Below are 26,127 nucleotides of genomic sequence, written 5' to 3' on the forward strand. Positions count from 1 at the left end.
CATCCGGCCCTGTCCCTTCGCAAAGGCGGTCCTGCATGGCCCTGTTCGACCTCCCCATCGACGAGTTGCGCGAGTACCGCAGTGACTCCACCGAGCCCGAGGACTTCGACGCGTTCTGGTCCAAGACCCTTCAGGAGGCCCGCGAGCACGACCTGGACGCCCGCTTCGAACTCGTCGACACGGGCCTGTCCACCGTGAAGGTGTACGACGTGACGTTCGCCGGGTTCGGCGGCCACCCGGTCAAGGGCTGGTTCACGATCCCCGCCGAGGTCTCGGCGCCGGTCCCGGTGGTCGTGGAGTTCATCGGGTACGGCGGCGGCCGCGGTCTGCCCCACGAGCATCTGCTGTGGGCCTCCACGGGCCGTGCGCACTTCGTCATGGACACCCGCGGTCAGGGCAGCGCCTGGGGCGGCGGCGGCGGCACCGCCGACCCGGTGGCCGGCGCGCCCGCGTACCCCGGGTTCATGACCCGGGGCATCGACACCCCCGAGAACTACTACTACCGCCGGGTGTTCACCGACGGGGTGCGTGCGGTGGAGGCGGCCCGTTCCCACCCGCTGACCGACCCGGCCCGCACGGTCGTCCTCGGCGGCAGCCAGGGCGGGGGCATCTCGATCGCGGTCGGCGGCCTGGTCCCGGACCTGGCGGCGGTCGCCCCGGACGTGCCGTTCCTGTGCGACTTCCCACGCGCGGCGACCATCACGGACCGTCACCCCTACCGCGAGATCGGCCTCTACCTCAAGACGCACCGCGGCCGCTTCGAGGACGTCCTCGGCACCCTCGCCTACTTCGACGGCGTGCACTTCGCGAGCCGCGCCCGCACCCCGGCGCTCTTCTCGGCGGCCCTGGAGGACCAGACCTGCCCGCCCTCCACCGTCTTCGCGGCCTTCAACGCCTGGGCCCACGCCGACAAGGCGATCGAGGTCTACGACTTCAACGACCACGAGGGCGGCGGCCCCTACCAGGAGGCGGCGAAGCTGCACTGGCTGCGCGCGTACGCCTGAGTCCTGCCGGGAACCTTCCCGCCGGCCCGACCAGTCGGTATGTTCTCGGGACCCGGATCGCAGTGTCGCGGTCCGGGCTTCCGGCGACGACGGAGGGTCCATGTCCGAGCACCGGCCGACTGTCCACGGCCACTGCGACGAGCGCTTCGCGGCAGTGCGGGCGGCTTTCGAGGAGAACTTCCGGGACCGTGCCGAGCTGGGCGCCGCGGTGAGCGTCACGGTCGACGGCGAGACGGTCGTGGACCTGTGGGGCGGCTGGGCCGACGCGGCCCGCACCCGCCCCTGGGAACGCGACACGCTGGTCAACGTGTGGTCGACGACGAAGGGCCCGACCGCCCTGTGCGCCCACCTCCTCGCCGACCGGGGTCTGCTCGACTTCGACGCCCCGGTGGCCGCCTACTGGCCGGAGTTCGCCGCTGCGGGCAAGGAGAAGGTTCTCGTGCGGCACCTGTTGTCGCACCGGGCCGGCCTTTCCGGACTGCGCGAACCCCACACCCTCGCCGAGCTCTTCGACTGGGAACTGACGACACAGCGGCTCGCGGCCATGGAGCCCTGGTGGGAGCCGGGCACGGTGTCCGGGTACCACGCGTTCACGTACGGCTTCCTGGTCGGGGAGGTCGTCCGGCGGGTCTCGGGGCTGCTGCCGGGCGCCTTCCTCGAGCGGGAGGTGACGGGGCCGCTCGGCATCGACTTCACCATCGGCCTGCCGGAGAAGGAGGCCGACCGGGCGGCCGAGCTGGTGCATCCGCCGGTCGCGTCGACCGGCGAACAGGCCGCAATCTTCGCCCAGTTGGCACCCGCGGCGATCGCCGCCCTGACCAACCCCTTCGCGGGCGCCGCGGAGGCGAACACGCCCGAGTGGCGGGCCGCCGAGATCCCCGCCGCGAACGGCCACGGCACCGCCCGGGCCGTCACCGCGCTCTACGGGATCTTCGCGGGCCGGGGCACCCTCGACGGCCGGCGCATCCTGTCCCCGGAGGCCGCCGAGCGGGTTCGCGAGAGCCAGGGCAGGTGCCGTGACCTGGTGCTCGGCGCGGGGCTGGACAGCGAGACGGAGCTCGGGCTCGGCCTGTGGCTCAGCGGGCCGAACGGCTCGTACGGGCCCAACCTCCGGGCCTTCGGGCACGACGGTTTCGGTGGGTCGTGCGGGCTGGCCGATCCCGAGGCGGGGGTCGCGCTGGGCTATGTCATGAACCGTATGGGGCCGCACATCGCCGACGATCCACGCAAGATGACGCTGATCGAGGCGTTGTACAGCGCCCTGGGACAGACAGCCGCCAGGGCAACCGCGGCGACCGGCTAGAGGGGCCGCCTGGCCACGACCATCCGGACCCGCGGACTGCCGTCCCGGCGCACGCCGAACCCGGGCAGGGCGTGCAGTTCCACCTGAAGGCCGGCCCATTCCAGTTCCCGTCGTACGTCCCCGAGTCGGAAGGCCCGGTAGTACATGACGAACGGCGGTCGCCACAGGGCGTTGCGCACGCGCATCACGGCGTCGAAACCGAGGAGCATCCAGTAGGCGGGCGACGACGGCCGGGGTGGGGCGACGATCGGGAAGGCGAAGCAGCCGCCCGGCCGCAGCACGTCGCGGGCCTGGGCGAACAGGCCCGGCAGTTCGCTGGGCAGGAAGTGACCGAAGGCGCCGAAGCTCACGACGAGGTCGAAGGTGGCGGGGGCGAACGGCAGTGCGCGCGCGTCACCCCGCACCCAGGAGACGCGCGGCCCCCCGGACCGGGTCCGCTTACGGGCCACGTCGAGCATCCCGGCGCTGAAGTCGATGCCGGTCACGCTCTCCCGGCAGACCCGCGTCAGCACCCGGACCCCGGCACCGGTACCGCAGCACAGGTCGAGGCCCGCCTCGAAGGGGCCCATTCGGCGCAGCGCGGACGCGACGGCGTCCAGCACCGAGTCGGGCGTACGGAAGGGGGTGTGGTCGAACTTGGGGGCGAGCAGGTCGTAGCCGCGCTCGACGGAGGACAGCGCCTGGACGGCGAGTTCGCGGAGGCTGGGGCCTTCTGGGCTGAACATCCGGGTCAGCTTAGGGGAGCGCGGCGTTTCAGGATGCCGAGCGCGCGCTCGCACCAGCGGACGGTGGCCGTCTCCAGGGCGATTCCGCCCATGAGCGTGACGTAGGGGCCGATGCGGTCGGCCTCCGCGAGGTACCGCTCCTCGGTGCGGCCGTCGAGGAGCCGGTCACGGAGGCGCTCGTAGCGGGCGAGTTTCCCGCGCGCCCACGACATGCGCTCCTCGAGCAGCGCCCGGGTGACCTCGGGGTCGACGGTGTCCATGGCCTGGATCTTGATCAGGAACTCGTCCCGGAGGGCGGCCGGCCTGCGGGGCGGTTCGGCGGCGAACGCGCGCAGCTCGTGTCGGCCGGTCTCGGTCAGGGTGAACAGCCGCTTGTTGGGCCGTCGTTCCTGCTGCACCACCCGCGCCTCGATCAGCCCGTCCCGCGCCAGTCGTTCGAGCTCACGGTAGAGCTGCTGAGGGGTCGCGGGCCAGAAGTTCGCCAGCGAGACGTCAAAGGCCTTGGACAGTTCGTAGCCCGAGGCCTCGCCCTCCAGGAGGGCGGCCAGAACGGCGTACTTGAGCGACATGTGGACACGCTAGCAGCGGGTGATTAGTCTACTCCACACCTACTCAACAAATTGACTATGGAGGCGGCGTGCGAGCGTTCCGAGAAGCGGTCGAAGCGGGTGACCTCGGCGCTGTGGAGGCGTTGCTGGCCGAGGACGTGGTCTTCACGAGTCCGGTGGTGTTCAAGCCGTACGAGGGCAAGGCCATCACCGCGGCGATCCTGGGCACGGTCGTCAAGGTCTTCGAGGACTTCCGCTATGTGAGTGAGCTGAGCAGCGAGGACGGCCGTGACCACGCGCTGGTCTTCGCGACCCGGGTCGGCGAACGGGCGCTGGACGGCTGCGACTTCATCCACCTCGACGACGACGGCCTGATCGACCGGCTGATGGTGATGGTCCGTCCGCTGTCGGGCGCGCAGGCCCTCGCGACGGCAATGGGGGCGCGGTTCGAGGAGGTCGCGAAGGAAGCGGAAGCGAGGGCCGCCGCCGCCTCCTGAATGCACGCCCCTGGAGTCAGGGCGCTGCGCCGGGGCGATCATCCCCGCCGACAGGTCGATGTCCGCCCCGCACAGGCCCGGCGTCGCGAGCGTCGTCCGCCCCGGTCACCAGGGTTTCCAGTACCGGCGTTGACGCGACGAACGCCTCCGGCGCCGACCGGCACTCCGCGAGCCGCCTGTCGAGGAAGTGTCGCTCGGCGTCGTTCTCCACCAGCTCCAGGGCCCGCTCGTACGCCTGCGCCGCCTCGGTCGTACGGCCGCTGCGGCGCAGCAGGTCGGCGCGCGTGGCCGGGAGCAGGTGGTAGCCGCTCAGCTCGCCCTCCCGCTCCAGTTCCGCGACGAGGGCCAGCCCCGCCTCGGGGCCCTCGGCCATGCCGACGGCCACCGCGCGGTTGAGGCGGACCACGGGCGAGGGCACGAAGCGGAGCAGCTCGCCGTACAGGGCGGCGATGTCGGCCCAGTCGGTGTCCTCGGCCGTGGCGGCGGTGGTGTGGCAGGCGGCGATGGCGGCCTGGATCTGGTACGGCCCCGGCCGGCCGCGGCGCAGCGCGGTCTCCAGCAGGGCGGCGCCCTCGTCGGCCGCGGCGCGGTCCCACGCGGTGCGGTCCTGGTCCTCCAGGGTCACCAGTTCGCCGTCCGCGTCCACCCGGGTCCCGCGGCGGGCGTCGTGCAGGAGCAGCAGCGCGAGCAGGCCGAGGGCCTCGGGCTCGTCGGGCATGAGGCGGGCCAGGACCCGGGCCAGCCGGATCGCCTCCGCGCACAGGCTCCGGCGTACGAGATCGGCGCCCGAGGTGGCCGCGTACCCCTCGTTGAACAGCAGGTAGATCACGCCGAGCACGCCCGTCGTGCGCTCGGGCAGCAGGTGGGCGGGCGGCACGCGGTAGGGGATGCCGGCGTTGCGGATCTTCTTCTTGGCGCGCACCAGGCGCTGCGCCATGGTCGTCTCGGGGACGAGGAAGGCGCGGGCGATCTCCGGTGTGGTCAGTCCGGCGAGGGTGCGCAGGGTCAGGGCGACCCGGGCCTCGATGTGCAGCGCGGGGTGGCAGCAGGTGAAGATCAGCCGCAGCCGCTCGTCCTGGACACCGCTGTCGTCGTACGGCTCCCCGGGTGCCGTGAGCATGGCCGCCTCCCGTAGTTTGCGTGCTCCGACCGCCTCCCGGCGCAGTACGTCCATGGCCCGGTGGCGGGCGGTGGTGGTGAGCCAGGCGCCGGGGCGGCGCGGGACACCGTCGCGCCGCCACCGGTCGAGGGCCTGGGCGAAGGCGTCCTGCGCGCACTCCTCGGCGAGGTCCCAGTCGCCGGTCACCCGGATCAGGGTGGCGACGACCTGGCCCCACTCCTCGCGGAAGGCGGCGGCGACCGCCTCTTCGGCCGTCACTCCCACACGGGCCGTACTTCGACGGAGCCGCCGCCGAGGGCCGCAGGATGCCGGGACGCGAGGGAGATCGCCTCGTCCAGGTCGGCGACCTCGATGATGTCGATGCCGGCGATGTACTCCTTGGACTCGATGAACGGGCCGTCGGTCAGCAGGACCTCGTCGCCCCGGACGCGCACGGTGGTGGCGTCGGAGGCGGGGCGCAGGCGGGCTCCGCCCTTGACGAGGTCGCGGCCGCGGACCTCCTCGATGTAGGAGGTGAAGCGGGGGTCCTCGGCGATCTCGGCGGGGCTGAGTTCCTCGCCGGCGACGGGGGTGCAGATCAGCAGGGCGTACTTCATGACGTGGCCTCCGTGACGTGCTCGTGGACGATCAGCCAGCGGGGGCCGATGTCGCGGTAGCCGGTGGTGACGCGCAGCAATGTGCCGTCGCTGCGGATGAGGGCGTGGCCGAAGGCGATGCTCTCGTCGACGTGGACCCGGAAATCCAGGACCTCGCGGATGGCCGGCCCGCTGGGCGTTTCGGCGAGGGCCTTGCGGAGCGCCTCGACACCTTTGTGGTGCCGGCCCTCCGTCACGACCTCCGCGTCCTGCGCGTAGCAGGCGACCCTCCGCTCGGTGTCCCCCGTGCGCGCCGCCTCCGTCAGTTCGGCGTCGAGGCGGCGGATCTGCCCCTCGGTGTCCTCGTCCTCCCAGAACGGCCGTACCTCCATGGCACCGATGGTCGCCACGGGGTGCTTCGCGGCCGCCTCGATGGCCTCCTGAAGGCTGTCGCACTCCAGGATGTCGAAGCCGGCGACGTACTCCTTGGTCTCCGCGAAGGGGCCGTCGGTGCGCAGCACCTCGCCGCCGCGCACCCGCACGGTGACCGCGTCGGCGGGCTGGGCGAGCCGGTGCCCGTGCAGCCGTACGCGGCGGTCGCCGAGTTCCTCGACCCAGGGTTCGACGGGGGCCATGCCCGAGGCGTCGTTGGTGTCGTCGCCGCAGACGAGCAGCATGTACTTCATGGTTCCTCCCGGTCCTCATGAGCTTCCTACACCCGGCCGACGAACGGGACCGGACCGAATCGACACCTGTGCGCAGAAAAAAAAGAGGAGCCGGATCTGCCGGGTGCGCGGTTGGATGGCGTCATGACGTCCGACGAGCACGCGCGGCTGATGCGGGTCAACCAGGCCAATTGGGACGCCCGCACCCCCGTCCACCTCGCCAGCCGGTTCTACGGCCTCGACCAGGACCTCGATCCCGAGCGCTGGTTCGCCGCCTTCGAGTGGGAGGACCTCGGCGAGCTCACCAGCCGTGATGTGCTCCACCTCCAGTGCCATCTCGGCACGGAGACCCTCGCCCTCGCCCGCCGCGGGGCCCGGGCGGTGGGCCTCGACTTCTCGGAGGCTTCCGTCGCGGCCGCTCACGGGATCGCGGAGCGGGCGGGCGTGGACGTCGAGTACGTGCGGGCGAACGTGTACGACGCCGTCGAAGCGCTCGGAGAGCGGCAGTTCGACGTCGTGTACACCGGGAAGGGCGCCCTGTGCTACCTCCCCGATCTGGACCGGTGGGCGGGCGTGATCGCCCGACTGCTGCGCCCGGGTGGCCTGTTGTACGTCGTCGAGTTCCATCCGCTGCTCAACTCGCTGGGGCCGAAGCCCGCGCCGGACGAGGGGCCGGAGTTGCTGCTGCGCCACGACTGCCTGGGCGGCGACGGCCCCGTGCACCGGGACGCGACCCGCTCCTACACCGACGGCCCGGCTGTCGAGGGCGCCACGGCGAGCTACGAGTGGATGCACGGAATAGGAGACGTCATCAACGCGTTGACGGGGGCGGGCCTGCGGATCCGGCGCCTCCGCGAGAGCGACGAGTTGCCCTGGCCGCGTTGGCCGCAGATGGTGCGTACACCGTCCGGCTGGTGGCGCCTTCCCGCCCCGCGGATCCCGCTTCTGTACGGCCTTGTGGCCCACCACTGAGTCAACCTGTGCTATTCTCCGGCTAGCACTTGTGTACGCCCCATCTTGGGCGCCGGTGCCGGTTACCACTTCCCGCTGACGGTTAGGTCAGCTCTTCTTCAGCACCACCTCGTGATCAGGGCTCCCACAGCCGTACCCGAGGCGCTGTCTCCCGCCGCCGAAGGCGTCGTCCGCCTTCCTTCTCGCGGCTTCCCCCCTTCCTTCCGCATGTCCCATGCCTTCCGTCCTCGAAAGGACAGACCATCATGACCACCACTCTCGAAAGCCCCCCGGTACAGCAGCAGCCCCCGGTCCGCGCCGTCACCGGCGTCCTCGACATCGACTCCGGCGGGAAGGGGCACCTGCGCACCGCGAGCCTGCTGCCCTCGCCCTCCGACCTCCAGGTCTCCCCCGCACTGATCCGCAGGTTCAACCTGCGCAAGGGGGATGTCGTCGACGGGGTGCGCGGCACCCAGCGCGCCCTCACCGAGGTCGCCCGCGTCAACGGCCACGACCCCGACCGCAACCGGCGGAACTTCCACGACCTCACACCACTGCACCCTCGGGAGCGGATCCGGCTCGAACACCCGGCGTCCGCCCTGACCGGACGGGTCGCCGATCTGATCGCGCCCGTCGGCAAGGGGCAGCGCGGGCTGATCGTGGCCCCGCCCAAGACCGGCAAGACGGTCCTGCTCCAGCAGATCGCGGCGGCCGTCGCCGGCAACCACCCCGAGTGCCGCCTGATGGTGGTGCTGCTCGACGAACGCCCCGAGGAAGTCACCGACATGCGGCGCTCTGTGCGCGGTGAGGTGTACGCCTCGACGTTCGACCGCACACCCAAACAGCACATCGCGCTGGCTGAGCTGGTCATCGAGCGGGCCAAGCGGCTCGTCGAGGCCGGCGAGGACGTCGTGATCCTGCTCGACTCCCTGACCCGGCTGTGCCGGGCGCACAACAACGCCGCCCCCGGCAACGGCCGCACCCTCAGCGGCGGCGTGGACGCGACCGCGCTGATCGGGCCGAAGAAGTTCTTCGGTGCCGCCCGGCTCGCCGAGGAGGGTGGCTCGCTCACGATCCTCGCCACCGCCCTGGTGGAGACCGGCTCGCGCGCCGACGACTTCTACTTCGAGGAGCTCAAGAGCACCGGCAACATGGAGCTCCGCCTGGACCGCGAACTCGCCTCCCGCCGCGTCTTCCCGGCCGTCTCGATCAACCCTTCGGGCACCCGCCGCGAGGAACTCCTGCTGGCCCCGGCGGAGTTGACCGCCGTACGAGGGCTGCGGCGGGTTCTCCAGAACGGAGACGGCCAGGGCAACCTGGAGACGCTCCTTCAGCGGATGCGTGAGACCCCGGACAACGCCACCTTCCTGCGCCGCATCCAGCCGACCCTGCCCGCCGGCTGACGGACCATCCCCCGTCCGGGTGCTCACGGGCCCCGCACGGCCCGGGCAGCGCGATGTACGGCGGGTCCGTTCCTAGCTTTGCGGTATGACTATCGGTTTTCCTTCTCGGATGGCCGTCTCGGCCTGCGCCCTGTGCACGACGGGCCTGCTGGTGTTCGCTTCCGCGGCGGCGGCCGCCGACCCGGGCTCCGACCCCGGAGCGCCCGGCGCCCCACCGGCTGCGGCCGCGCCGCCCGCCCTGCTGTACCGACCCGGCGTCCAGGTCCGGCCGCACCTGGGCGTGCCCCCGGTCCCAGCGGTGTCCGCGCTCTCGTGGGTGGTGGCCGACGCCCACACCGGGGAGATCCTCGCGGCGCACGACGCGCACCGCCGGCTGCCGCCGGCCAGCACGCTTAAGACCCTGTTCGCCCTGACCGTCCTGCCGGTGCTGCCCGGCGGCCTCCGGCACACGGTCGGCGAGGAGGAACTCGCCGGCATCGGGCCCGGCAGCAGTCTCGTCGGGGTCGCCGAAGGAGAGACCTACCAGGTGGCCGACCTGTGGCGCGGGGTCTTCCTCAACTCCGGCAACGACGCCGTGCACGTCCTGGCCGGGCTCAGCGGCGGCTGGAGCACGACGGCCGCCCGGATGCAGGCCAAGGCGCTCGCCCTGGGCGCCCGCGACACCCACGTCCGTTCCCCCGACGGCTACGACACCCCGGGCCAGGTCTCCTCGGCGTACGACCTCGCGGTGTTCGGCCGGGCGGGGCTGCGCAACGCGGACTTCGCGCGGTACTGCGGCACGGCCGAGGCGCAGTTCCCCGGCCGGGGCGGATGGTCGTACGGGATCCGGAACACCAACCGGCTGCTGACCGGTGCCGACGGGGTGGAGCCCTACGACGGGCTGATCGGCATCAAGAACGGCTACACGAGCCATGCCGGCAACACGCTCGTCGCCGCCGCCCGCCGGGGCGAGAGGACGCTCGTCGTGACGGTGATGAATCCTCAGTCGGGCGGTGGCTTCGCCGTCTACGAGGAGGCGCGCGCGCTGCTCGACTGGGGGTTCGGCGCGGCCGGGAGGGTGGACCCGGTGGGCTCGCTGGACGCGCTGCGGGCACGGCCCCGGCCGGGGCCCGAGGCCGTGCCGGTCGCGGCGGCGGTCTCGTCGCAGGACGACGGGACCGGCCCCGGCTGGCTGGAGACCTGGGCCATCCTGGGCGCCGCCGGGCTCGGTGCGGGATCGATGGCCGTGGCGCTGCGGTCGCGGCTCGGGCGTTCGGCGCGGCGCTGACCCGCCGGGAGCCACAGCAGCAGGCCGAGGGTGATCCAGGTGTAGGCATTGCCGCCGAGGAAGCCGTCGACGCCCGACGCATCGTCGAACCACAGCCACACGACGCTGGTGCACAGCACGGCGTACAGAGCGCCCGCGATCCGCGGATGCCCCGTGCGCACGAGGACGGCGAAGGACGGCAGCAGCCACACCAGGTGGTGCACCCAGGTGATCGGGCTCACCAGACAGGCGGTCAGCCCGGTCAGCGCGAACGCGGCCGCCCAGTCCCCCGCCGCAACGGCCCGCCGGGCCCGTACCGCCCACACGCCCAGGGTCAGCAGCACGGCCACCGCCCAGACCGTACGGTCCGGTTCGCCGAGCCGGGCCAGGATGCCCTGCAACGACTGGTTGGAGACGTAGTCCAGCCGGCCCACCCTGGTCGTGTCCCACATCGCGTCGGTCCAGTAGAAACGCGAGGCGTCCGGGGCCACGACGGCCGCGAACCCCGTCGCCGCCAGGGCCACGGACGTGGCAACCGCTGCCGCGCGACCGCGCCGGGCGAGCAGGAGGAGGCCGATGAAGAGGGCGGGGGTGAGCTTCACGGCGGCAGCCAGCCCGATGCCCGCACCGGCCCAGCGCTCCCGGCCGGTGGCGAGCAGCCACGCGTCGACGAGGACGAGGGCCAGCAACAGGAGGTTGACCTGGCCGAAGCTGAAGGTGTCGCGCAGCGGTTCGAACAGCGCGAGCGCGCAGGCGCCCAGGACACAGTCGTACCAGCCGTGGCGCCGCCAGGCCCGGCCGGTGAGCAGGCGCACAACAGCGGCCAGCGCCACCAGGTTGAGCAGCAGGCCCACCACGATCGCGGCGCGCAGGCCGAGCGCGGCCATCGGAAGCATGGCGACGGCCGCGAACGGCGGATAGGTGAATCCGTACGTCGTTCCTGGCACCCGGTAGTCGTAGAGCCGTCCGCCGTGGTGGACCCAGGTGTCGACGGCGCCCTGGTAGACGCGCAGGTCGAACCAGTCGCGCAGCAGCGGCACGGTCGCCGTGAACACGGTGACGGCGGCGAGGGCGGCGAGAGCCGTCAGCAGCCGGCCGCGCTCCGTGGCCGGCGCCCTCATGCCGTACGTCCCGGTGCCGGGGCGCGGGCCGTCCGGTGGGCCTGGACCAGCACGACCAGGGCGAGCACGCCCCCGCAGACGGCGAGGACGAGTTGGCCGGTGTCGGCCGGGCCGCCGCTCGGGAGGGTGGCCAGTGCGAGCACACCCGTCACGGCGGCCACCCGGTGCCGTACCGAGGCGCTGGGCGCGGCGGCCGCTATGAGGAACAGTCCCCACAGGGCGTACCAGGGCCGGATGGCCGGGCCGAGGGCGGCGACGGTGGCCAGGCTCAGGCCCAGGGCGTAGACGGGTCGCGGGCGCAGGCGCAGCCATATGTGCCCGATGACCGCGACGGCGGCCACGACGCCGAGGGCGTGCCAGACCGGGACGGCCAGCGGGGCCAGATCGCTGCCGAGGTGTTCCAGCAGGGCTCCGGTGGCACGGCCGAGGAGGCTGGTGAGGGCCCAGTTCCCGGACGACACAGGGGTGTTGAGGGCGCCGATCCAGCCGTAGCCGGTGCCCGCGACGGCCGTCGCGGCGACCGTGGTGGCGGCGGCCGGGACGGCGGCTGTCAGGACGGCCCTCGCCGGGTGGTCACCGGCCCGGGTCCGCAGTACGACGATCGCCGCCAGCCCCAGGACGGCGGGCGCCTTCACCAGCGCGGCCAGCGTCACAAGTACGGCGCCCAGGATCGGCCACCGGCCGAGGGCGGCGACCAGGCCGAGGCCGAGCAGACCGAGCATGACGGCGTCGTTGTGGGCGCCCGCGATCAGGTGGAGCAGTACGAGCGGGTTGAGGGCGCCGAGCCAGAGTGCCGCGGCCGGGTCGGCGCCGCTGTGGCGGGCCAGACGGGGCAGGACGGCCGCCATCAGGGCCACGCCGAGCAGGGCGACGAGCCGCATCCCGAGCAGACCGGCCGGGAGTTCACCCTGGGACGCCCTGGCCAGCGCGGAGGCCACGCCGAGGAAGACCGGGCCGTACGGGGCGGCCGTGTCACGCCAGACGGGGGCGACCTCGGCCGCGAGGGGACCGCCGAGCAGGGCGGGGCCGTGGGCGTAGACGTCCATGTGGGCGTCGGCCATGGCGCCTTGGGCGAGGTAGCTGTAGACGTCCCGGCTGAACAGGGGCGGGGCGAGCAGCAGCGGCAGCGACCAGACCACGAGGACAGCCATGAGCTCGCAGGTGGCCGGCCGCTGGTCCGGGCTGCGCACCAGGCGGCCCAGGAGGAGCCAGGCCGCGATCAGCAGGACGACACCGAAGTAGGCGGCGACCAGGCCCAGTGCCGCCCGGGGTGAGGCCGGGCCGAGGAGTTCGCGGACAGGGAGGGCTCCGGCGGTCTCACCACCTGCGGCGAGGAAGGCGGTGCCGGCCAGACCGAGGATCCGGCAGCGGCGGAGATCGACGGGAACGTTGACCGGCACATCGGCAGCGTGGCAGTGGCGGGTGGCTGGAAGGCGACGACGTGGCGACCGGGGTGTGACCGGTGCGTGGTCGGGCGCGGGATGCGCTCACCCCGTCTCAGAACACGGACAGACCCGTCAGCGTCGTGAACCTGTCCAGGGCCGCCACCCCCGCCACGGAGTTGCCGCGCTCGTCCAGGCCCGGACTCCAGACACACAGCGTGCAGCGGCCCGGTACCACCGCGATGATTCCGCCGCCCACTCCGCTCTTGCCGGGCAGGCCCACCCGGTAGGCGAAGTCGCCCGCCGCGTCGTACGTGCCGCAGGTCAGCATGATCGCGTTGATCTGTTTGGCCTGGCTGAGGGTGAGCAGGCGGCTGTCGTCGGCACGGATGCCGTGGCGGGCGAGGAAGGTGGTGGCCAGGGCCAGGTCGGCACAGGACGCCCTGATCGAGCACTGACGGAAGTACTGGTCGAGCAGGACCGGGATCTCGTTGTCGATGTTGCCGTACGCGGCCATGAAGTGGGCCAGTGCGGCGTTGCGGTCACCGTGGGCGGACTCGGAGGCGGCCACCTCCTCGTCGAAGTCCAACGCCGGGTTGCCGCTCTCCTCGCGCAGGAAGGACAACAACTCGCCCGCCGCATCTCCGGTACGGCTGTGGAGGCGGTCGGTGACGACGAGGGCGCCCGCGTTGATGAACGGGTTGCGCGGGATGCCGTTCTCGTACTCCAGCTGCACCAGGGAGTTGAAGGGGTTGCCGGAGGGTTCGCGGCCCACGTGCTCCCAGAGTGCGTCGCCCTCGCGGGCCAGGACGAGCGCGAGGGTGAAGACCTTGGTGATGGACTGCGTCGAGAACGGCTCGCGCCAGTCCCCGACGCCGTACACCGTGCCGTCCAGCTCCGCGACGGCCATGCCGAAGCTGCGCGGGTCGCAGGCGGCGAGCGCCGGGATGTAGTCGGCGGCACGGCCACGGCCCGGGCTGCGTCCGATCTCCTCGGCGATGCGCTCCAGGACCGGCTGGAAGGTGAGCGACGAGGTCGTTGTCATGATCACTATTGTGCCTCCGGGCCGGTCCTGGCGCGTGTCTCCACAGGTGGGGCCGTCAGGCCAGGGGGGAGCCGCTGCCCGCAAGGACCTCCGGGCGCAGCAGCTCGGTGAGGGTCTCGGCGGGCAACAGACCCTTCTCCAGGACGAGTTCGGCCACGCCGCGACCGGTGGCGAGGGCCTCCTTGGCGATGTCCGTGGCGGCCGTGTAGCCGATGTGCGGGTTGAGGGCGGTGACCAGGCCGATGGAGTTCTCCACGCTCGCCCGCAGCGCCTCGGTGTTGGCGGTGATCCCGTCCACGCAGCGCTCGGCGAGGGTCAGGCAGGCCGCCCGGAGGTGCGTGACGGACTCCGAGAGGGAGTGCAGGATGATCGGCTCGAAGGCGTTGAGCTGGAGCTGTCCGGCCTCGGCGGCCATGGTGATGGTGACGTCGTTGCCGATCACCTCGAAGGCGACCTGGTTGACGACCTCGGGGATCACCGGGTTGACCTTGCCGGGCATGATCGACGAACCGGCCTGTACGGGCGGCAGGTTGATCTCACCGAGGCCGGCACGGGGCCCGGAGGACAGCAGCCGCAGGTCGTTGCAGCTCTTCGACAGCTTCACGGCGATCCGCTTGAGCACGCCGGACATCTGGACGAACGCACCGCAGTCCTGGGTGGCCTCGACCAGGTTGGCGGCGGTGACCAGCGGCAGCCCGGTGATCTCCGCGAGGTGGCGGCGGGCGGACTCGGCGTATCCGGCGGGAGCATTGAGCCCCGTCCCGATGGCCGTGGCGCCCAGGTTGATCTCATGGATCAACTGGACGGCTTCGTCAAGACGGTGACGGTCCTCGTCCATCATGACGGCATAGGCCGAGAACTCTTGACCGAGCGTCATGGGCACCGCGTCCTGCAACTGTGTACGGCCCATCTTGAGCACCTCGCGGAACTCGACGGCCTTACGGGCGAACGCGTCCTGCAGTACAGCCATCGCGTTGAGCAACCCACGCACGGCGAAGACCGTGGCCACCTTGACGGCGGTCGGGTAGACATCATTGGTCGACTGGCCCAGGTTGACGTCCTCGTTGGGGTGCAGGAACGAGTACTGCCCCTTCTCGTGGCCCAGCAGCTCCAACGCCCGGTTCGCGATGACCTCGTTGGCGTTCATGTTGGTGGAGGTGCCGGCCCCGCCCTGGATCACGTCGACCACGAACTGCTCGTGCAGCTTGCCGTCCCGGATCTCCCGGCAGGCCTCGACGATCGCGGCGGCCTTCTTCGGCTCCAGCAGCCCGAGCTCCTCGTTGGCGAGCGCGGCGGCCTCCTTGACGGCGGCCAGGGCGTCGATGAGGTGCGGGTAGGCACAGATCGGGGTGCCGGTGATGGGGAAGTTCTCGGTGGCACGCAGGGTGTGGACACCCCAGTAGGCATCGACGGGGACGTCGCGGTCGCCGAGGAGGTCGTGCTCACGGCGGATGACGGCGGCGGTCATGAGGGTACGGGTCCTTGTCTGCAGGGGATCAGGTGAGTTCTTTCAGGGGCCCGGGGCTGCATCGGTATGCGGCTCCGTCGCGTGGGCGCGACCAGCCACAGACGACCCGCAGCCGCCGAACGACAAGTGCGTCCGGGCCGCTAGGGCCCTTCCGATGGATCTCCGTGGAAGAAGGAGCGGCGTTCGGTGCGTGCGATCGGCGTGCGGCGTGGAGGGTCATGTGGCGGAGTCACCTGGCCCTCCACGCCGTGCGGTGAGCGTGCGTGCCGGGCGTCGCGACGCCGCGGAGATCCATCAGAAGGGCCCTAGGCGCAAGCCGACGCGGCAACCGGCTCCAGCGATCGAACGGGCCGCACACGCCCGACCTCGACACCGCCGCCGAGCAGCGCCTCCCCCTGGAACTCGGTGAGCAGATCCGGCGAAACCCCGGCCCACGCCAACGCCGCCGCAGCGACCGGCACCCGCGCCCGGTTCGCCCCGTCGGAGATCTTCACGGCGACAGCGCGCCCGTCCGGCAGCGCGGCGACCTGGACGCCCTCGAAGCCGTCCTTCGCGAGGAGCCCGGGTACGGCCTTCATCAGCGCGGCAACGTCCCGCCCCGCCCCGGACGCCATCTCCGCGTGCTCCCGCATCGCGTCGGCGACCCGGGCCTCGGGCGTACCGGGAGGCGCCGAGGTGATCCGTGCGGCGGCCCGGGCGAGACCGTGCAGCGAGACGGAGAACAAGGGGGCACCGCAGCCGTCGACGGTCACGCGCGCGATCCGCTGCCCGGTCAGGTCCTCGACGATCTCGGCGATCGCCTGCTGGAGCGGATGCGAGGGGTCGAGGTAGCCGTCGAGAGGCCAGTCGTTGAGCACGCACGTGTAGAGCATCGCCGCATGCTTGCCGGAGCAGTTCTGGGCGAGCCGGGAGGGCCCGCGGCCCTCCCGGATCCAGCTGTCCCGGACGGCCGGGCCGAACGGCATGTCCGGGACGTTGCGCAGGTCGTCCTCGGACACACCCGCGAGCTCCAGGATCCGCCGGGCTCCCGCGAGGTGGCGTTCCTCGCCGGAGTGGCTGGCCGCGGTGAGCGAGAGGAGCTCGCCGTCGAGCGGCAGCCCGGCCCGGACCATGGCGACGGCCTGGACCGGTTTGAGCGCGGACCGCGGATAGAACGCGGCCTCGATGTCGCCGAGTTGGAAGCGGACGTCCCCGTCGCCGTCGAGGACGACGACGGAACCGTAGTGGGTGCCCTCGATCAGCCCACCGCGGATGAGGTGGGCGACGGGAGCATGGAGGGGTTCACGGACCAGGGGTGCGGCCGCGACGGGACTGCTGTGCATCACTTCCTGCTTCTCCGGATGTCACGCGGGTCACGCGTGCGTGCCGGTCGGTTCGGGCTCGGATTGCGCGCGTTCGGTCACGCGCCGGTCGATTCGCTCTCGGTGGAGGTACGGGACACCCTGCCGCGGACGGCGAACCAGCCCGCGACCAGGGCGGCGACGATCAGCGGGAGGCACAGCACGGTGGTGCGGCCGGCGCCGCCGTCGGCGTACATGAGGACCAGGACGGAGGCGAGGAAGGCCAGCGTCACGAGTTCGGTCCAGGGGGATCCGGGCAGTCGGTAGCCGGGGCGGGTCAGGTCGCCCTTCTCGGTCTTCTGCCAGAAGAGCAGGTGACAGACCATGATCATGCCCCAGGTGGCGAGGATGCCGATGGCGGCGAAGTTCAGCACGATCTCGAACGCGTCGGCGGGGACCACATAGTTGAGGCCGACACCGAGGACGCACATACCGCTGGTGAGCAGGATGCCGCCGTAGGGGACCTGGCTGCGGCTCATCACGCCCGTGAACCTGGGCGCCGAGCCGGACATGGCCATGGAGCGCAGGATGCGGCCGGTGGAGTACAGGCCGGAGTTGAGCGAGGACATGGCCGCGGTGAGGACGACGAGGTTCATCACGCCGCCGGCCGCCGGGATGCCGATGTTGGACAGGACGGTCACGAAGGGGCTCTCGCCGCCCGTGTACTTGTTCCAGGGCAGCAGCATCGACAGCAGGAGGACCGAGCCGACGTAGAAGACGCCGACGCGCCACATGATCGAGTTGATCGCCTTGGGCATGATCTTCTCGGGGTTCTCGGTCTCGCCCGCGGCGACGCCGACCAGTTCGACGGAGGCGTAGGCGAAGACGACACCCTGGATGATCAGCAGCATGGGCAGCAGGCCGTTGGGGAAGACGCCGCCGTTGTCGGTGATCAGTGACGGGCCGGGGTGGTGGCCGTCGATCGGGTGCCGGGTGGCCAGCAGGAAGACGCCGATCAGCATGAACGCCACGAGCGCGCCCACCTTGATGATGGCGAACCAGAACTCCAGCTCGCCGAACATCCGCACCGAGATGAGGTTGACGGTGAGGACGACCGCGAGCGCGACGAGGGCGATCACCCACTGCGGGATGTCGGAGAACATGCCCCAGTAGTGGGTGTAGAGGGCGACGGCGGTGATGTCGGCGATGCCGGTGGTGGCCCAGTTGAGGAAGTACATCCAGCCGGCGACGTAGGCGCCCTTCTCGCCGAGGAACTCCCGGGCGTACGACACGAAGGCGCCGGAGGAGGGCCGGTACAGGACGAGTTCGCCGAGGGCGCGCACGACGAGGAAGGCGAAGACTCCGCAGACCGCGTAGGCGATGAACAGGGAGGGGCCGGCGTCGGCGAGGCGGCCGCCGGCGCCGAGGAAGAGGCCGGTGCCGATCGCGCCGCCGATGGCGATCATGTTGACGTGTCGTGACTTGAGGGACTTGCTGTAGCCCTGGTCTCCGGCGTCGACATGGCCGGAACGTTTCTGCACGCCGTCGTGCAGGGACTGCTCGCTCACGCCTGGGACTCGCCTTCCGTGGAGGTGTTCGTGCCCGTGGTCGGGGAACGCACGATGTCGGTGAGGGTGGTCTCGACGCGGTCGAGATGGTGGGACATCGCCTCCACCGCGTCGTGCTCGGAACCGTCGATCAGCGCCTCGACGATCGCGCGGTGTTCGCGGTTGGACTGTTCCCGGCGGCCGCCCAGTTCGTTGAGGAAGGCCGACTGACGCGCCAGTGCGTCCCGGATCTCCTCGATGACCCGGCGGAACACCGGGTTCTGGGCGGCCTCGGCCACGGCGAGGTGGAAGAGGGTGTCCATCGCGACCCAGGCCGTGGTGTCGGTCTCCTGTTCCATCCGGTCCAGGAGGTGGGCCAGGTGGTCGAGGTTCTCCGGGGTGCGGCGCAGGGCCGCGTACCCGGCGACCGGGATCTCGACGTGGCGGCGCACCTCCAGGAGGTCGCTGGCCGCGTAGTCGCCGAAGGTGGGGTCCTCCACCGCGTTGGCCACGACGAAGGTTCCCTTGCCGGTCTTGGAGACCGTCAGGCCCATGGTCTGCAGGGACCTGAGGGCCTCGCGCAGGACGGGCCGGCTGATCTCCAGGGTTCGGCAGAGCTCCGCCTCGGAGGGGAGCCTGTCGCCGATGGCGTACTCCCCGCGCTCGATGGCGCCACGCAGATGCGCCAGCACCGCCTCCATGGCACTGATGCGCCGCGGAGGCTGACTGGCTGTCCGGCTGTCTGACAGGTTCACGTGAGTGATACTCCGGGCGCCGGGAGGGTGCTGTCAAGGGGGCGGCTGAAGCGGTGCGAGGAGCCCGGGGGCGCGTCGCACCCCGTGGCGGTCACTGTTCGGGCTTGTGGCGGGCGCCGACCTTGCATTGCGTGGCGGTCGATGACTCGGAGCCGTGACGGTCACGTCCCTTGGACGCCGTGGCGACCCTTTCCTCGGTCCGCGACGGTCACGTCCCTTGGACCCCGTAGCGGCCACTGCCTCGGTTCCGCGACAGTCACGTCCTGGACCCCGTAGCGGCCACTGCCTCGGTTCCGCGACAGTCACGTCCTGGACCCCGTAGCGGCCACTGCCTCGGTTCCGCGACGGGCGCCGCCCTTGGGCTCTACGGCGGCCACTGCCTCGGTTCCGTCACGGTCACGTCCCTTGGACGCCGTGGCGACCCTTTCCTCGGTCCGCGACGGTCACGTCCCTTGCACCCCGTAGCGGCCACTGCCTCGGTTCCGCGACGGGCGCCACCCTTGGACTCTACGGCGGCCACTGCCTCGGATCCGTCACGGTCACGTCCCTTGGACGCCGTGGCGACCTTTGCCTCGGTTCCGCGACGGTCACGTCCCCTGGACCCCGTAGCGGCCACTGCCTCGGTTCCGCGACGGGCGCCACCTTTGGACTCTACGGCGGCCACTGCCTGGCAGCCGTGACGGCTGCCGCACCTGGCGAGGGGCCATGCCCGAAGCCGTGACGGGCGCCGCCCCCGAAACCGCAACGATCGGCGCCCGACCTCGCGACGGTCCCCGCCCCGCACCTCGTACCGGTCACCACCGCCGGCCCCCTGACGGCCGCGATCGGACCCGTGACGGTCGCCACCACCGGGCCCCTGACGGTTGCCGCCCGGCCCTGCGACGGCCACCGCACCCCCGTGAGGGGCCACGCCTCACTCCGTGGCAGGCGCCGCCGTATGCCCGCAACGATCGTCACCCGGCCCTGGTGGGCCCGCCCCTCACCCATACCGGTCACCACCTCCGGCCCCGCGACGCTCCCCGCGGGGCCCGCGACGGCCACTACCCCGGCCCGTAGCGGTGGCGCCGCGTCCCAGTCACCACCCGCGCCCCTTGACTGTCACCAGCTCTGGCCCCGTGGTGGCTACTGCCTCGGTCCCGCGACGGTCGCGCCCGCACACCGTGACGGCCGCGCCCCGCCTCGCAGCGGTCGGCACCCGGGCGCCCCCCAGCGCTCAGCTGTCGAGGGCACCCGTGGTCAGCAGGCCGAAGAGGAGCAGGCCCACGATGACGCGGTAGATCACGAAGGCGTTGAAGGAGTACTTGGCCACGAACTTCAGCAGCCAGGCGATGGAGGCGTACGCGACGACGAAGGAGACGGCCGTGCCGACGGCGAGCGGGGCCGCGCCCACGCCCGCGCCCAGGGCGTCCTTGAGCTCGTAGATGCCGGCGCCGGTGAGGGCGGGGATGCCGAGGAAGAAGGAGAGGCGGGTGGCGGCCACGCGGTCGAGGTCCAGGATGAGCGCCGTGGACATGGTGGCGCCGGAGCGGGAGAAGCCGGGGAAGAGCAGTGCGAGGATCTGCGAACTGCCGACCAGCATCGCGTCCTTGAACGAGGTGTCGTCCTCACCGCGCTTGTGCCGGCCCATCTGGTCCGCCGCCCACATCACACCACTGCCGACGATCAGGGAGCCCGCGACCACCCACAGGGAGGCGAGCGGCCCCTCGATGAGCGGCTTGGCGGCGAGGCCGACGATGACGATCGGGACGGTCGCGGCGATCACCCACCAGGCGAACTTGTAGTCGTGGTGATACCGCTCCTCCTTGTTGACCAGCCCTCTCCCCCACGCGGAGACGATCCGCACGATGTCCTTGAAGAAGTACACGAGCACGGCGGCGATCGCGCCGACCTGGATGACGGCCGAGAACCCGACGACGGCGTCGTCGTCGACGGGGATGTTCATCAACCCCTCGACGATCTTCAGATGACCGGTTGACGATACGGGCAGGAACTCGGTCACCCCCTCGACGGCTCCGAGGACGACGGCCTGACCGACGCTGATGACGCTCATGGGATCCAGTTCTTCTCAGGGGAAGGCAGGTGCGGAGCCCACAGTCTTACTACACGCGGGCGAGAACGGACTACCTACGCCCACACCACCTGCGCCAGCGCCACCCCCGCGAACGCCGCCCCCAGCCCCGCCACCACGCTCGCCACCACGTTGGCGGCGGCATAGAAGCGTGCCCCGGTCTCCGTCAGCCGCAGCGTCTCGTACGAGAACGTCGAGTACGTCGTCAGCGCCCCGCACAGGCCGGTGCCCAGCAACAACGGGAGGTGGGGTCCGGCAGCCCCCGCCGTCACCGCGCCGGTGAGCAGGCCGAGGATCAGACAGCCCGTGACGTTGACGGCGAAGGTGCCCCAGGGGAAGACCGAGTCGTGCCGTGACTGCACCGCGCGGTCGGTGAGATAGCGCAGCGGGGCGCCGACCATGGCGCCCGCGACGACCAGCAGCCAGTTCACAACGACTTCTTACCCTTCGTGCCCGCTTTGCCCTGTATCCCGTCCTGGCTCTTGTCCTGGCTCTTGTCCTGCTTCCCGTCGCGGCCGACGTACCGGATGACCTCGCAGGCGTCGAGGGTCACCAGGCCCTCGGTGACGAGTTCGTCGAGCTGCGGCAGAAACTCACGCACGCGTGGCTCGGTGTCGACGATGACGACGGCCACCGGCAGGTCCTCGCTGAGGGAGAGCAGTCGGGAGGTGTGGATGAGGGAGGAGGCGCCGAAGCCCTCGATGCCGCGGAAGACGCTGGCCCCGGCGAGACCGGCGGCGTGGGCGCGGTGCACGATCTCGGCGTAGAGGGGCTTGTGGTGCCAGGTGTCGTTCTCGCCGATGTGGACGGTCAGGCGCAGGGCGTTGCCGGTCAGCCTTGTCATGGCTGTCTCCACTTCAGGACGCGGCGGGCCGCCGTGGAGGCGAGCCACACCGCTGTGAGGGCCGCGAGCAGGGTGGCGGCGAGGTAGGCCAGGCCGGTGCCGGGCCGGCCGTGGTCGACGAGTTTCTGGATGTCGACGGCGTAGGTCGAGAAGGTGGTGAAGCCTCCGAGGACGCCGGTGCCGAAGAAGGGGCGGACCAGGCGGTGGGCGGCCCACACGTCGGTGATGACCACCATGAACACGCCGATGACGGCACAGCCGACGACGTTGGTCCAGAACGTTGCCCAGGGGAATCCGCCGGGCGGGGTGGGCCAGTGCAGGGCGAGGGCGTACCGGGCCGTGGCGCCCAGGGCGCCGCCGAGCGCGACCACCGCGACAATGGGTGCCTGGCCCTGCAGGAGGGAGCGGCGTGGGGCTCTGGCGGGGGCGCGCACGCTCTCCGGGGCTGTCATCGTCGTGCTCTCCTACTCGCCGGGGCCCGGGCGTGCGGGCACGTTTCCTCGCAAGTAGGGACCGTTGCCGGCGCCTTCGCCGCGGTTCGGGTACGGCGGGCCCCACCGCCGGTGTCGCGAGGGTGATCGCGACCGAGGACCAGGGTAACGCCGGGGCGCCGCCGGGGTCACTTCACGACGGTCGGCCCCCACAGGGCCTCGCAGACACTGGTGACCATGCGGAAGCGGGCACCACCGGTGCGGCCGCTACCAGCCCTTCTCGAACATGCGGGCCACCTCGGCGATGCGCATCTCGTCGCGCCGGTAGTAGGTACGCCACCGGATTCTCCTGGTGCGCAGCAGGCCGATGTCCACGAGGAGGCCGAGGTGGGTCTGCGCGACCGAGCGGGGCACGCCGAGCTTGGCCGCTACCGCGTGCGCGGTGACTCCGTCCTGGGCGGGATCGCCGTGCCGCTGCGGCGGGAAGTGCGCGGCGGGATCCTTCAGCCACTCAAGGATGTCCAGGCGCCTGTGGTTGGCCGGAGTCCTCAGCATCTCGTCCCCTCCGCCCCTCCTTCTGCGTGTGTCCACTGTCCCGCAGGAGAAGCCGCCCTGTCCCGGAGTCGCCGAGCTTGTCCGAGATCGATCGAACTCCCCTGTGGCAAAAGGCCGTTCGCGCGTGTCCGGGCCGGGCCGGAGGCCGTGAAGGGGGTCCGGAGGTGAGGCCCCCTCCGCCCGCGGCTCGTGGTCTCGCGGGCGGAGGGGAGTCGGTTCAGCCGTCGAGTCGTACGACCCGCACGGCGCCCGCCGGGACGGCGAGTCGGCCCGCCGCACGTTCACCGGTCAGCAGTTCGGTGCCCGCCGCGTTCAGGGAAACCTTGGCCTCCGACGCGGTGTGGTTGATCACGAAGACGTAGGAACCGGTCTCTCCGTTCCGCCGGACCACCTCGACGTCGTGGGGCAGGTCGGCGCGGGAGGGGAGCTGGGCGTCCTCGGCCGCCCAACCGAGCAGCGCGTCCAGGCCCTGGGCGGCCAGGCGCGTGGAGACGTACCAGGCGGTGCCCTCGCCGTGCCGGTGCCGGGTGACGGCGGGGTGGCCGGCGGCCAGGCCGTCGGCGTACGTCCACACGGTCTCGGCACCGCACGGCACCACGAACTCGGTCCACACGTCGCCGGTGAGCTCGGAGCCGTCGGGGCCGGTGATGCGGACCAACCGGTCCGGCAGCAGCGGCGAGAACTCCTCCACGGTCAGGCCCAGGACGTCCCTGAGCGCCCCCGGGTACGCGCCCGCGTGGACGGCGTCGTACTCGTCGACGATGCCGGAGAAGTACGACACGACCAGGGTGCCGCCGTTCGCGACGTACTCCTTGAGGTTGTTTCCCGCGGTCTCCGTCATCAGGTACAGGGCGGGGACGACGACAAGGGGATAAGCCGACAAGTCGGCTTCCGGGTGGGCGAAGTCGACCGTGAGGTGGCGGTCGTAGAGGGCCTCGTAGAAGGCGTCGGCGCGCTCGCGGGCGTCGTGGTCCTCGCTGGGGCGCCAGTCGAGGTTCTGCGCCCACCAGGAGTGCCAGTCCCACAGGACGGCCACGTCCGCCTGGGTGCGAGTGCCGCGGATCGTGCTCAACGAGTCCAGCGAGGCGCCCAGTTCGACGACCTCACGCCACACGCGTGTGTCGGTGCCGCCGTGCGGGACCATCGACGAGTGGAACTTCTCGGCGCCGCGCCGGGACTGGCGCCACTGGAAGAACATGGCGCCCTCGGAGCCGCGGGCCACGTGCGCCAGGGAGTTGCGGGCCATCTGGCCGGGGGCCTTGGCGGGGTTGCGGGGCTGCCAGTTGACGCCCGAGGTGGAGTGCTCGAGCAGGATCCAGGGGGCGCCGCCCGCGACCGAGCGGGTGAGGTCGGCGGCCATGGCGAGGTTGACGTGGGTGCGGCGGCCGTCGGTGATGAGGTAGTGGTCGTTGGTGACGATGTCCACCTCGCGGCCCCAGGCCCAGTAGTCGACGGAGTCGCACTGGCTGAGCGCGGTCATGAAGTTGGTGGTGACCGGGACGCCCGGGGAGAGCCGGTGCAGGATGTCCCGCTCCATACGGAAGTTCTCGCGCATGGTCGCGTCGGCGAAGCGCTTGTAGTCCAGCGCCTGGCCGGGGTTGCCGACGGTGGCCGCGGTGCGCGGCGGGTCGATCTGCTCGACGCTCGTGTAGTGCTGGCCCCAGAAGGCGGTGCCCCATGCCTCGTTGACGCCGTCGACCCCGCCGTACGTCGTCTCCAGCCAGCGGCGGAAGTGGGCGGCGCAGGACTCGCAGTAGCAGGCGGAGACGGGGACGCCATACTCGTTGTGCACGTGCCACATCGCGAGGGCAGGATGGTCGGCGTAGCGCTCGGCGAGCCGGGTGGTGATGTTCGCGGCGGCCGCGCGGTAGGCGCTGTTGCTGTGGCAGATGGCGCCGCGGGAGCCGAACGCGAGGCGGGTGCCGTCGGCCGTGACGGGCAGCGCGTCGGGGTGGGCGCGGTAGAACCAGGCGGGCGGGACGACGGTGGGCGTGCCGAGGTCGACGCGGACGCCGTTCTCGTGGAGCAGGCCGAGGATCCGGTCCAGCCAGCCGAAGTCGTACACACCCGGTTCCGGCTCCAGGAGCGCCCAGGAGAAGATCCCCACGCTGACCATGGTCACCCCGGCCTCGCGCATCAGCCGGACGTCCTCGTCCCAGACACTCTCGGGCCACTGCTCCGGGTTGTAGTCCCCGCCGAAGGCAAGCCTGGTGAGGCCCCTGGGGGTGGTCTCCGGCATGACTCTCTCCCGTTTGAGTAGGTGGGAACGTGCACACACGACCCCTACAGCGTGCGCCCCAAGATAACCGCATAGAGGCAAAGCTTGCCAAGTGCCTTACGTGGGTCATTCCTGTGCACGATCCCAGCCTGTTCGCAGCCCTCGGGAACCGTTCCGCCGTACGAACGCCCCTCCTCGCCCCAGAGAGCCTTAGAGTCTTGACCATGAACAATGCGGGGGGCCGGCGCAAGCCACCGACGATCCACGACGTGGCCCGCGAGGCCGGGGTCTCGCGGGGCACGGTCTCGCGTGTGCTCAACGGCGGACACTACGTGAGCCCTCCCGCGCTGGAGGCGGTCAACGCCGCCATCCGCAAGACGGGGTACGTCGTCAACCGGCACGCCCGCTCACTGATCACCGGCCGCTCCGACTCGGTGGGCTTCCTGCTCACGGAGCCCCAGGAGCGGTTCTTCGAGGACCCCAACTTCAACGTGCTGCTGCGCGGCTGCACCCAGGCGCTGGCCGCGCACGACATCCCGCTGCTGCTGATGCTGGCGGGGACCGAGGACGAGCGGCGCCGGATCAAGCGGTTCATCACGGCGGGCCACCTCGACGGCGTACTGCTGGTCACCAGCCACTCCGCGGACCCGGTGGCCGAGGAACTGCACAAGGCGGGCGTGCCCGTCGTGCAGTGCGGCAAGCCCATGCGGTCCGGCTCGAAGGTGAGCTACGTGGCCGCGGACGACCGCGACGGCGCCCGTGACATGGTGCGCCATCTGCTGTCGCTGGGCCGCCGCCGGATCGGCATCGTGACCGGGCCGCTGGACTCACCCGGCGGGGTCGACCGTCTCGCCGGCTACAAGGAGGTGCTGACGGAGGCGGGTGTCGAGATCGACGAGCGGCTCGTCGTCTCCGGCGACTACAGCCGGGCCGCCGGAGAGGCGGGCGCCGAGCGGCTGCTGGCCCAGGCCCCGGACCTGGACGCCGTGTTCGTCGCCTCCGACCTCATGGCGCTCGGCGCCCTGACGGCCCTGCGCCGAGCAGGCCGCCGGATCCCCGAGGACGTGGCCGTGGGCGGCTTCGACGACTCCATCGCGGCCATGGAGGCCACCCCTGCCCTCACCACGATCCGCCAGCCCTACGACCGCATCAGCGCCGAGATGGTGCGGGTGCTGCTGGCCCAGCTGGGCGGCGAGGATCCGGCGGCGGTGATCCTGCCCACGGAACTGGTGCGACGCGAGTCGACGTGAGCCGGGGGCGAGGTGGGGCCGGGGCCCATCGGGAACCTCGGCAGGGGTCGCTGACAGGCGACCCCGCCAGCCGACACGTTCATGCTGCTCGGCGACTCGGTCAGCGGCGCGGGCAGAAAGGCTGCC

At 71.6% G+C, this 26,127-nt stretch carries 24 protein-coding genes and 1 pseudogene; 7 read left to right on the forward strand and 18 right to left on the reverse strand.

Annotated features, from left to right (window positions below):
* Positions 1–35: 35 nt before the first annotated feature.
* Together ACIRP7_RS30920 and ACIRP7_RS30925 are read left to right on the forward strand one after the other, a co-directional pair.
* The gene (locus ACIRP7_RS30920; RefSeq protein ID WP_403665874.1) at positions 36–1,004 is read left to right on the forward strand and encodes an acetylxylan esterase; all 969 of its coding nucleotides are present in this window, start codon (positions 36–38) and stop codon (positions 1,002–1,004) included.
* 100 nt (positions 1,005–1,104) lie between these two features.
* Positions 1,105–2,307: a serine hydrolase domain-containing protein gene (locus ACIRP7_RS30925; RefSeq protein ID WP_403665876.1), complete on the forward strand. Its 1,203-nt coding sequence runs from the start codon at positions 1,105–1,107 to the stop codon at positions 2,305–2,307.
* Here the strand turns inward: ACIRP7_RS30925 and ACIRP7_RS30930 are convergent.
* Together ACIRP7_RS30930 and ACIRP7_RS30935 are read right to left on the reverse strand one after the other, a co-directional pair.
* Positions 2,304–3,032, reverse strand: a complete 729-nt coding sequence (locus ACIRP7_RS30930; protein WP_403665878.1) for a class I SAM-dependent methyltransferase — start codon at positions 3,030–3,032, stop codon at positions 2,304–2,306. The genes ACIRP7_RS30925 and ACIRP7_RS30930 overlap by 4 nt on opposite strands.
* A 5-nt stretch (positions 3,033–3,037) precedes the next feature.
* Positions 3,038–3,601 (reverse strand): PadR family transcriptional regulator, encoded by a 564-nt coding sequence (locus ACIRP7_RS30935; protein WP_403665880.1) that lies wholly within the window; start codon positions 3,599–3,601, stop codon positions 3,038–3,040.
* Between the two features lie 68 nt (positions 3,602–3,669).
* Between ACIRP7_RS30935 and ACIRP7_RS30940 the strand changes: the two genes are divergently transcribed.
* Complete coding sequence (locus ACIRP7_RS30940) at positions 3,670–4,077, forward strand: nuclear transport factor 2 family protein (RefSeq protein ID WP_403665882.1); 408 nt, start codon at positions 3,670–3,672, stop codon at positions 4,075–4,077.
* A 16-nt stretch (positions 4,078–4,093) separates the two neighbouring features.
* Here ACIRP7_RS30940 and ACIRP7_RS30945 read toward each other — a convergent pair whose 3' ends face one another.
* Genes ACIRP7_RS30945 through ACIRP7_RS30955 form a run of 3 tightly spaced genes read right to left on the reverse strand, consistent with a single transcriptional unit; the run spans position 4,094 to position 6,458 of the window.
* Positions 4,094–5,455, reverse strand: coding sequence for an RNA polymerase sigma factor (locus ACIRP7_RS30945; RefSeq protein ID WP_403665884.1), 1,362 nt, complete (start codon positions 5,453–5,455; stop codon positions 4,094–4,096).
* A complete protein-coding gene (locus ACIRP7_RS30950; RefSeq protein WP_352386196.1) occupies positions 5,452–5,793 on the reverse strand; it encodes a YciI family protein in 342 nt (113 codons plus the stop codon). Before ACIRP7_RS30950 ends, ACIRP7_RS30945 begins: the two co-directional genes overlap by 4 nt.
* Positions 5,790–6,458: a YciI family protein gene (locus tag ACIRP7_RS30955; protein WP_403665886.1), complete on the reverse strand. Its 669-nt coding sequence runs from the start codon at positions 6,456–6,458 to the stop codon at positions 5,790–5,792. The genes ACIRP7_RS30950 and ACIRP7_RS30955 overlap by 4 nt, the downstream gene beginning before the upstream one ends.
* A gap of 123 nt (positions 6,459–6,581) precedes the next feature.
* Here ACIRP7_RS30955 and ACIRP7_RS30960 point away from each other — a divergent pair, with 123 nt between their 5' ends.
* From ACIRP7_RS30960 to ACIRP7_RS30970, 3 genes and pseudogenes are all read left to right on the forward strand, one after another.
* Complete coding sequence (locus ACIRP7_RS30960; RefSeq protein ID WP_403665888.1) at positions 6,582–7,409, forward strand: class I SAM-dependent methyltransferase; 828 nt, start codon at positions 6,582–6,584, stop codon at positions 7,407–7,409.
* A 245-nt stretch (positions 7,410–7,654) separates the two neighbouring features.
* Positions 7,655–8,791, forward strand: coding sequence for a transcription termination factor Rho (rho, locus tag ACIRP7_RS30965; RefSeq protein WP_403665890.1), 1,137 nt, complete (start codon positions 7,655–7,657; stop codon positions 8,789–8,791).
* Between the two features lie 109 nt (positions 8,792–8,900).
* Positions 8,901–9,713 (forward strand): annotated as a pseudogene (locus tag ACIRP7_RS30970) (D-alanyl-D-alanine carboxypeptidase family protein); the annotation flags it as partial.
* Between the two features lie 83 nt (positions 9,714–9,796).
* Here the strand turns inward: ACIRP7_RS30970 and ACIRP7_RS30975 are convergent.
* From ACIRP7_RS30975 to ACIRP7_RS31035, 13 genes are all read right to left on the reverse strand, one after another.
* Positions 9,797–11,158: a glycosyltransferase 87 family protein gene (locus tag ACIRP7_RS30975; RefSeq protein ID WP_403665892.1), complete on the reverse strand. Its 1,362-nt coding sequence runs from the start codon at positions 11,156–11,158 to the stop codon at positions 9,797–9,799.
* The gene (gene mptB / locus ACIRP7_RS30980) at positions 11,155–12,558 is read right to left on the reverse strand and encodes a polyprenol phosphomannose-dependent alpha 1,6 mannosyltransferase MptB (RefSeq protein ID WP_403665894.1); all 1,404 of its coding nucleotides are present in this window, start codon (positions 12,556–12,558) and stop codon (positions 11,155–11,157) included. The genes ACIRP7_RS30975 and mptB overlap by 4 nt, the downstream gene beginning before the upstream one ends.
* 97 nt (positions 12,559–12,655) lie before the next feature.
* The gene (locus ACIRP7_RS30985) at positions 12,656–13,585 is read right to left on the reverse strand and encodes a glutaminase (RefSeq protein WP_403665896.1); all 930 of its coding nucleotides are present in this window, start codon (positions 13,583–13,585) and stop codon (positions 12,656–12,658) included.
* A gap of 55 nt (positions 13,586–13,640) precedes the next feature.
* Positions 13,641–15,053 carry an aspartate ammonia-lyase gene (gene aspA, locus ACIRP7_RS30990; RefSeq protein WP_403665898.1) on the reverse strand — a complete coding sequence of 471 codons (1,413 nt, stop codon included), beginning with the start codon at positions 15,051–15,053 and terminating at the stop codon, positions 13,641–13,643.
* Positions 15,054–15,358: 305 nt separating this feature from the next.
* Positions 15,359–16,375, reverse strand: coding sequence for an asparaginase (locus tag ACIRP7_RS30995; RefSeq protein ID WP_403665900.1), 1,017 nt, complete (start codon positions 16,373–16,375; stop codon positions 15,359–15,361).
* 77 nt (positions 16,376–16,452) lie between these two features.
* Positions 16,453–17,901 carry an amino acid permease gene (locus ACIRP7_RS31000; protein ID WP_403665902.1) on the reverse strand — a complete coding sequence of 483 codons (1,449 nt, stop codon included), beginning with the start codon at positions 17,899–17,901 and terminating at the stop codon, positions 16,453–16,455.
* Positions 17,898–18,581: a FadR/GntR family transcriptional regulator gene (locus ACIRP7_RS31005; protein WP_403665904.1), complete on the reverse strand. Its 684-nt coding sequence runs from the start codon at positions 18,579–18,581 to the stop codon at positions 17,898–17,900. The genes ACIRP7_RS31000 and ACIRP7_RS31005 overlap by 4 nt, the downstream gene beginning before the upstream one ends.
* A 1,267-nt stretch (positions 18,582–19,848) precedes the next feature.
* Positions 19,849–20,685, reverse strand: a complete 837-nt coding sequence (locus ACIRP7_RS31010; RefSeq protein ID WP_403665906.1) for an undecaprenyl-diphosphate phosphatase — start codon at positions 20,683–20,685, stop codon at positions 19,849–19,851.
* Between the two features lie 74 nt (positions 20,686–20,759).
* A complete protein-coding gene (gene crcB / locus ACIRP7_RS31015) occupies positions 20,760–21,134 on the reverse strand; it encodes a fluoride efflux transporter CrcB (protein ID WP_403665908.1) in 375 nt (124 codons plus the stop codon).
* Positions 21,131–21,547, reverse strand: a complete 417-nt coding sequence (locus ACIRP7_RS31020) for a DUF190 domain-containing protein (RefSeq protein WP_403665910.1) — start codon at positions 21,545–21,547, stop codon at positions 21,131–21,133. The genes crcB (ACIRP7_RS31015) and ACIRP7_RS31020 overlap by 4 nt, the downstream gene beginning before the upstream one ends.
* Positions 21,544–21,999, reverse strand: coding sequence for a fluoride efflux transporter CrcB (gene crcB, locus ACIRP7_RS31025; protein ID WP_352386217.1), 456 nt, complete (start codon positions 21,997–21,999; stop codon positions 21,544–21,546). The genes ACIRP7_RS31020 and crcB (ACIRP7_RS31025) overlap by 4 nt, the downstream gene beginning before the upstream one ends.
* A gap of 246 nt (positions 22,000–22,245) precedes the next feature.
* Positions 22,246–22,533, reverse strand: coding sequence for an ArsR/SmtB family transcription factor (locus ACIRP7_RS31030; protein WP_403665912.1), 288 nt, complete (start codon positions 22,531–22,533; stop codon positions 22,246–22,248).
* 217 nt (positions 22,534–22,750) lie between these two features.
* Positions 22,751–24,772 (reverse strand): beta-galactosidase, encoded by a 2,022-nt coding sequence (locus ACIRP7_RS31035; RefSeq protein WP_403665914.1) that lies wholly within the window; start codon positions 24,770–24,772, stop codon positions 22,751–22,753.
* 197 nt (positions 24,773–24,969) lie between these two features.
* On the opposite strand from ACIRP7_RS31035, the gene ACIRP7_RS31040 reads away from it, so the two are divergent.
* Complete coding sequence (locus ACIRP7_RS31040; protein WP_403665916.1) at positions 24,970–26,001, forward strand: LacI family DNA-binding transcriptional regulator; 1,032 nt, start codon at positions 24,970–24,972, stop codon at positions 25,999–26,001.
* The last annotated feature ends 126 nt before the right edge of the window (positions 26,002–26,127 follow it).

Origin of the sequence: Streptomyces sp. NPDC102270 (assembly GCF_044766405.1) — a bacterium.
In the GTDB taxonomy this organism is placed as follows: Bacteria; Actinomycetota; Actinomycetes; order Streptomycetales; family Streptomycetaceae; genus Streptomyces.

Excerpts from the sequence above, each read along its gene's own strand:
- ACIRP7_RS30920 (WP_403665874.1), top strand. The coding sequence starts at position 36 with ATGGCCCTGTTCGACCTCCCCATCGACGAGTTGCGCGAGTACCGCAGT.
- ACIRP7_RS30925 (WP_403665876.1), top strand. The coding sequence starts at position 1,105 with ATGTCCGAGCACCGGCCGACTGTCCACGGCCACTGCGACGAGCGCTTC.
- ACIRP7_RS30930 (WP_403665878.1), bottom strand. The coding sequence starts at position 3,032 with ATGTTCAGCCCAGAAGGCCCCAGCCTCCGCGAACTCGCCGTCCAGGCG.
- ACIRP7_RS30935 (WP_403665880.1), bottom strand. The coding sequence starts at position 3,601 with ATGTCGCTCAAGTACGCCGTTCTGGCCGCCCTCCTGGAGGGCGAGGCC.
- ACIRP7_RS30950 (WP_352386196.1), bottom strand. The coding sequence starts at position 5,793 with ATGAAGTACGCCCTGCTGATCTGCACCCCCGTCGCCGGCGAGGAACTC.
- ACIRP7_RS30955 (WP_403665886.1), bottom strand. The coding sequence starts at position 6,458 with ATGAAGTACATGCTGCTCGTCTGCGGCGACGACACCAACGACGCCTCG.
- ACIRP7_RS30960 (WP_403665888.1), top strand. The coding sequence starts at position 6,582 with ATGACGTCCGACGAGCACGCGCGGCTGATGCGGGTCAACCAGGCCAAT.
- rho (WP_403665890.1), top strand. The coding sequence starts at position 7,655 with ATGACCACCACTCTCGAAAGCCCCCCGGTACAGCAGCAGCCCCCGGTC.
- ACIRP7_RS30975 (WP_403665892.1), bottom strand. The coding sequence starts at position 11,158 with ATGAGGGCGCCGGCCACGGAGCGCGGCCGGCTGCTGACGGCTCTCGCC.
- ACIRP7_RS30985 (WP_403665896.1), bottom strand. The coding sequence starts at position 13,585 with ATGACAACGACCTCGTCGCTCACCTTCCAGCCGGTCCTGGAGCGCATC.
- aspA (WP_403665898.1), bottom strand. The coding sequence starts at position 15,053 with ATGACCGCCGCCGTCATCCGCCGTGAGCACGACCTCCTCGGCGACCGC.
- ACIRP7_RS30995 (WP_403665900.1), bottom strand. The coding sequence starts at position 16,375 with ATGCACAGCAGTCCCGTCGCGGCCGCACCCCTGGTCCGTGAACCCCTC.
- ACIRP7_RS31005 (WP_403665904.1), bottom strand. The coding sequence starts at position 18,581 with ATGGAGGCGGTGCTGGCGCATCTGCGTGGCGCCATCGAGCGCGGGGAG.
- ACIRP7_RS31010 (WP_403665906.1), bottom strand. The coding sequence starts at position 20,685 with ATGAGCGTCATCAGCGTCGGTCAGGCCGTCGTCCTCGGAGCCGTCGAG.
- ACIRP7_RS31020 (WP_403665910.1), bottom strand. The coding sequence starts at position 21,547 with ATGACAAGGCTGACCGGCAACGCCCTGCGCCTGACCGTCCACATCGGC.
- crcB (WP_352386217.1), bottom strand. The coding sequence starts at position 21,999 with ATGACAGCCCCGGAGAGCGTGCGCGCCCCCGCCAGAGCCCCACGCCGC.
- ACIRP7_RS31030 (WP_403665912.1), bottom strand. The coding sequence starts at position 22,533 with ATGCTGAGGACTCCGGCCAACCACAGGCGCCTGGACATCCTTGAGTGG.
- ACIRP7_RS31035 (WP_403665914.1), bottom strand. The coding sequence starts at position 24,772 with ATGCCGGAGACCACCCCCAGGGGCCTCACCAGGCTTGCCTTCGGCGGG.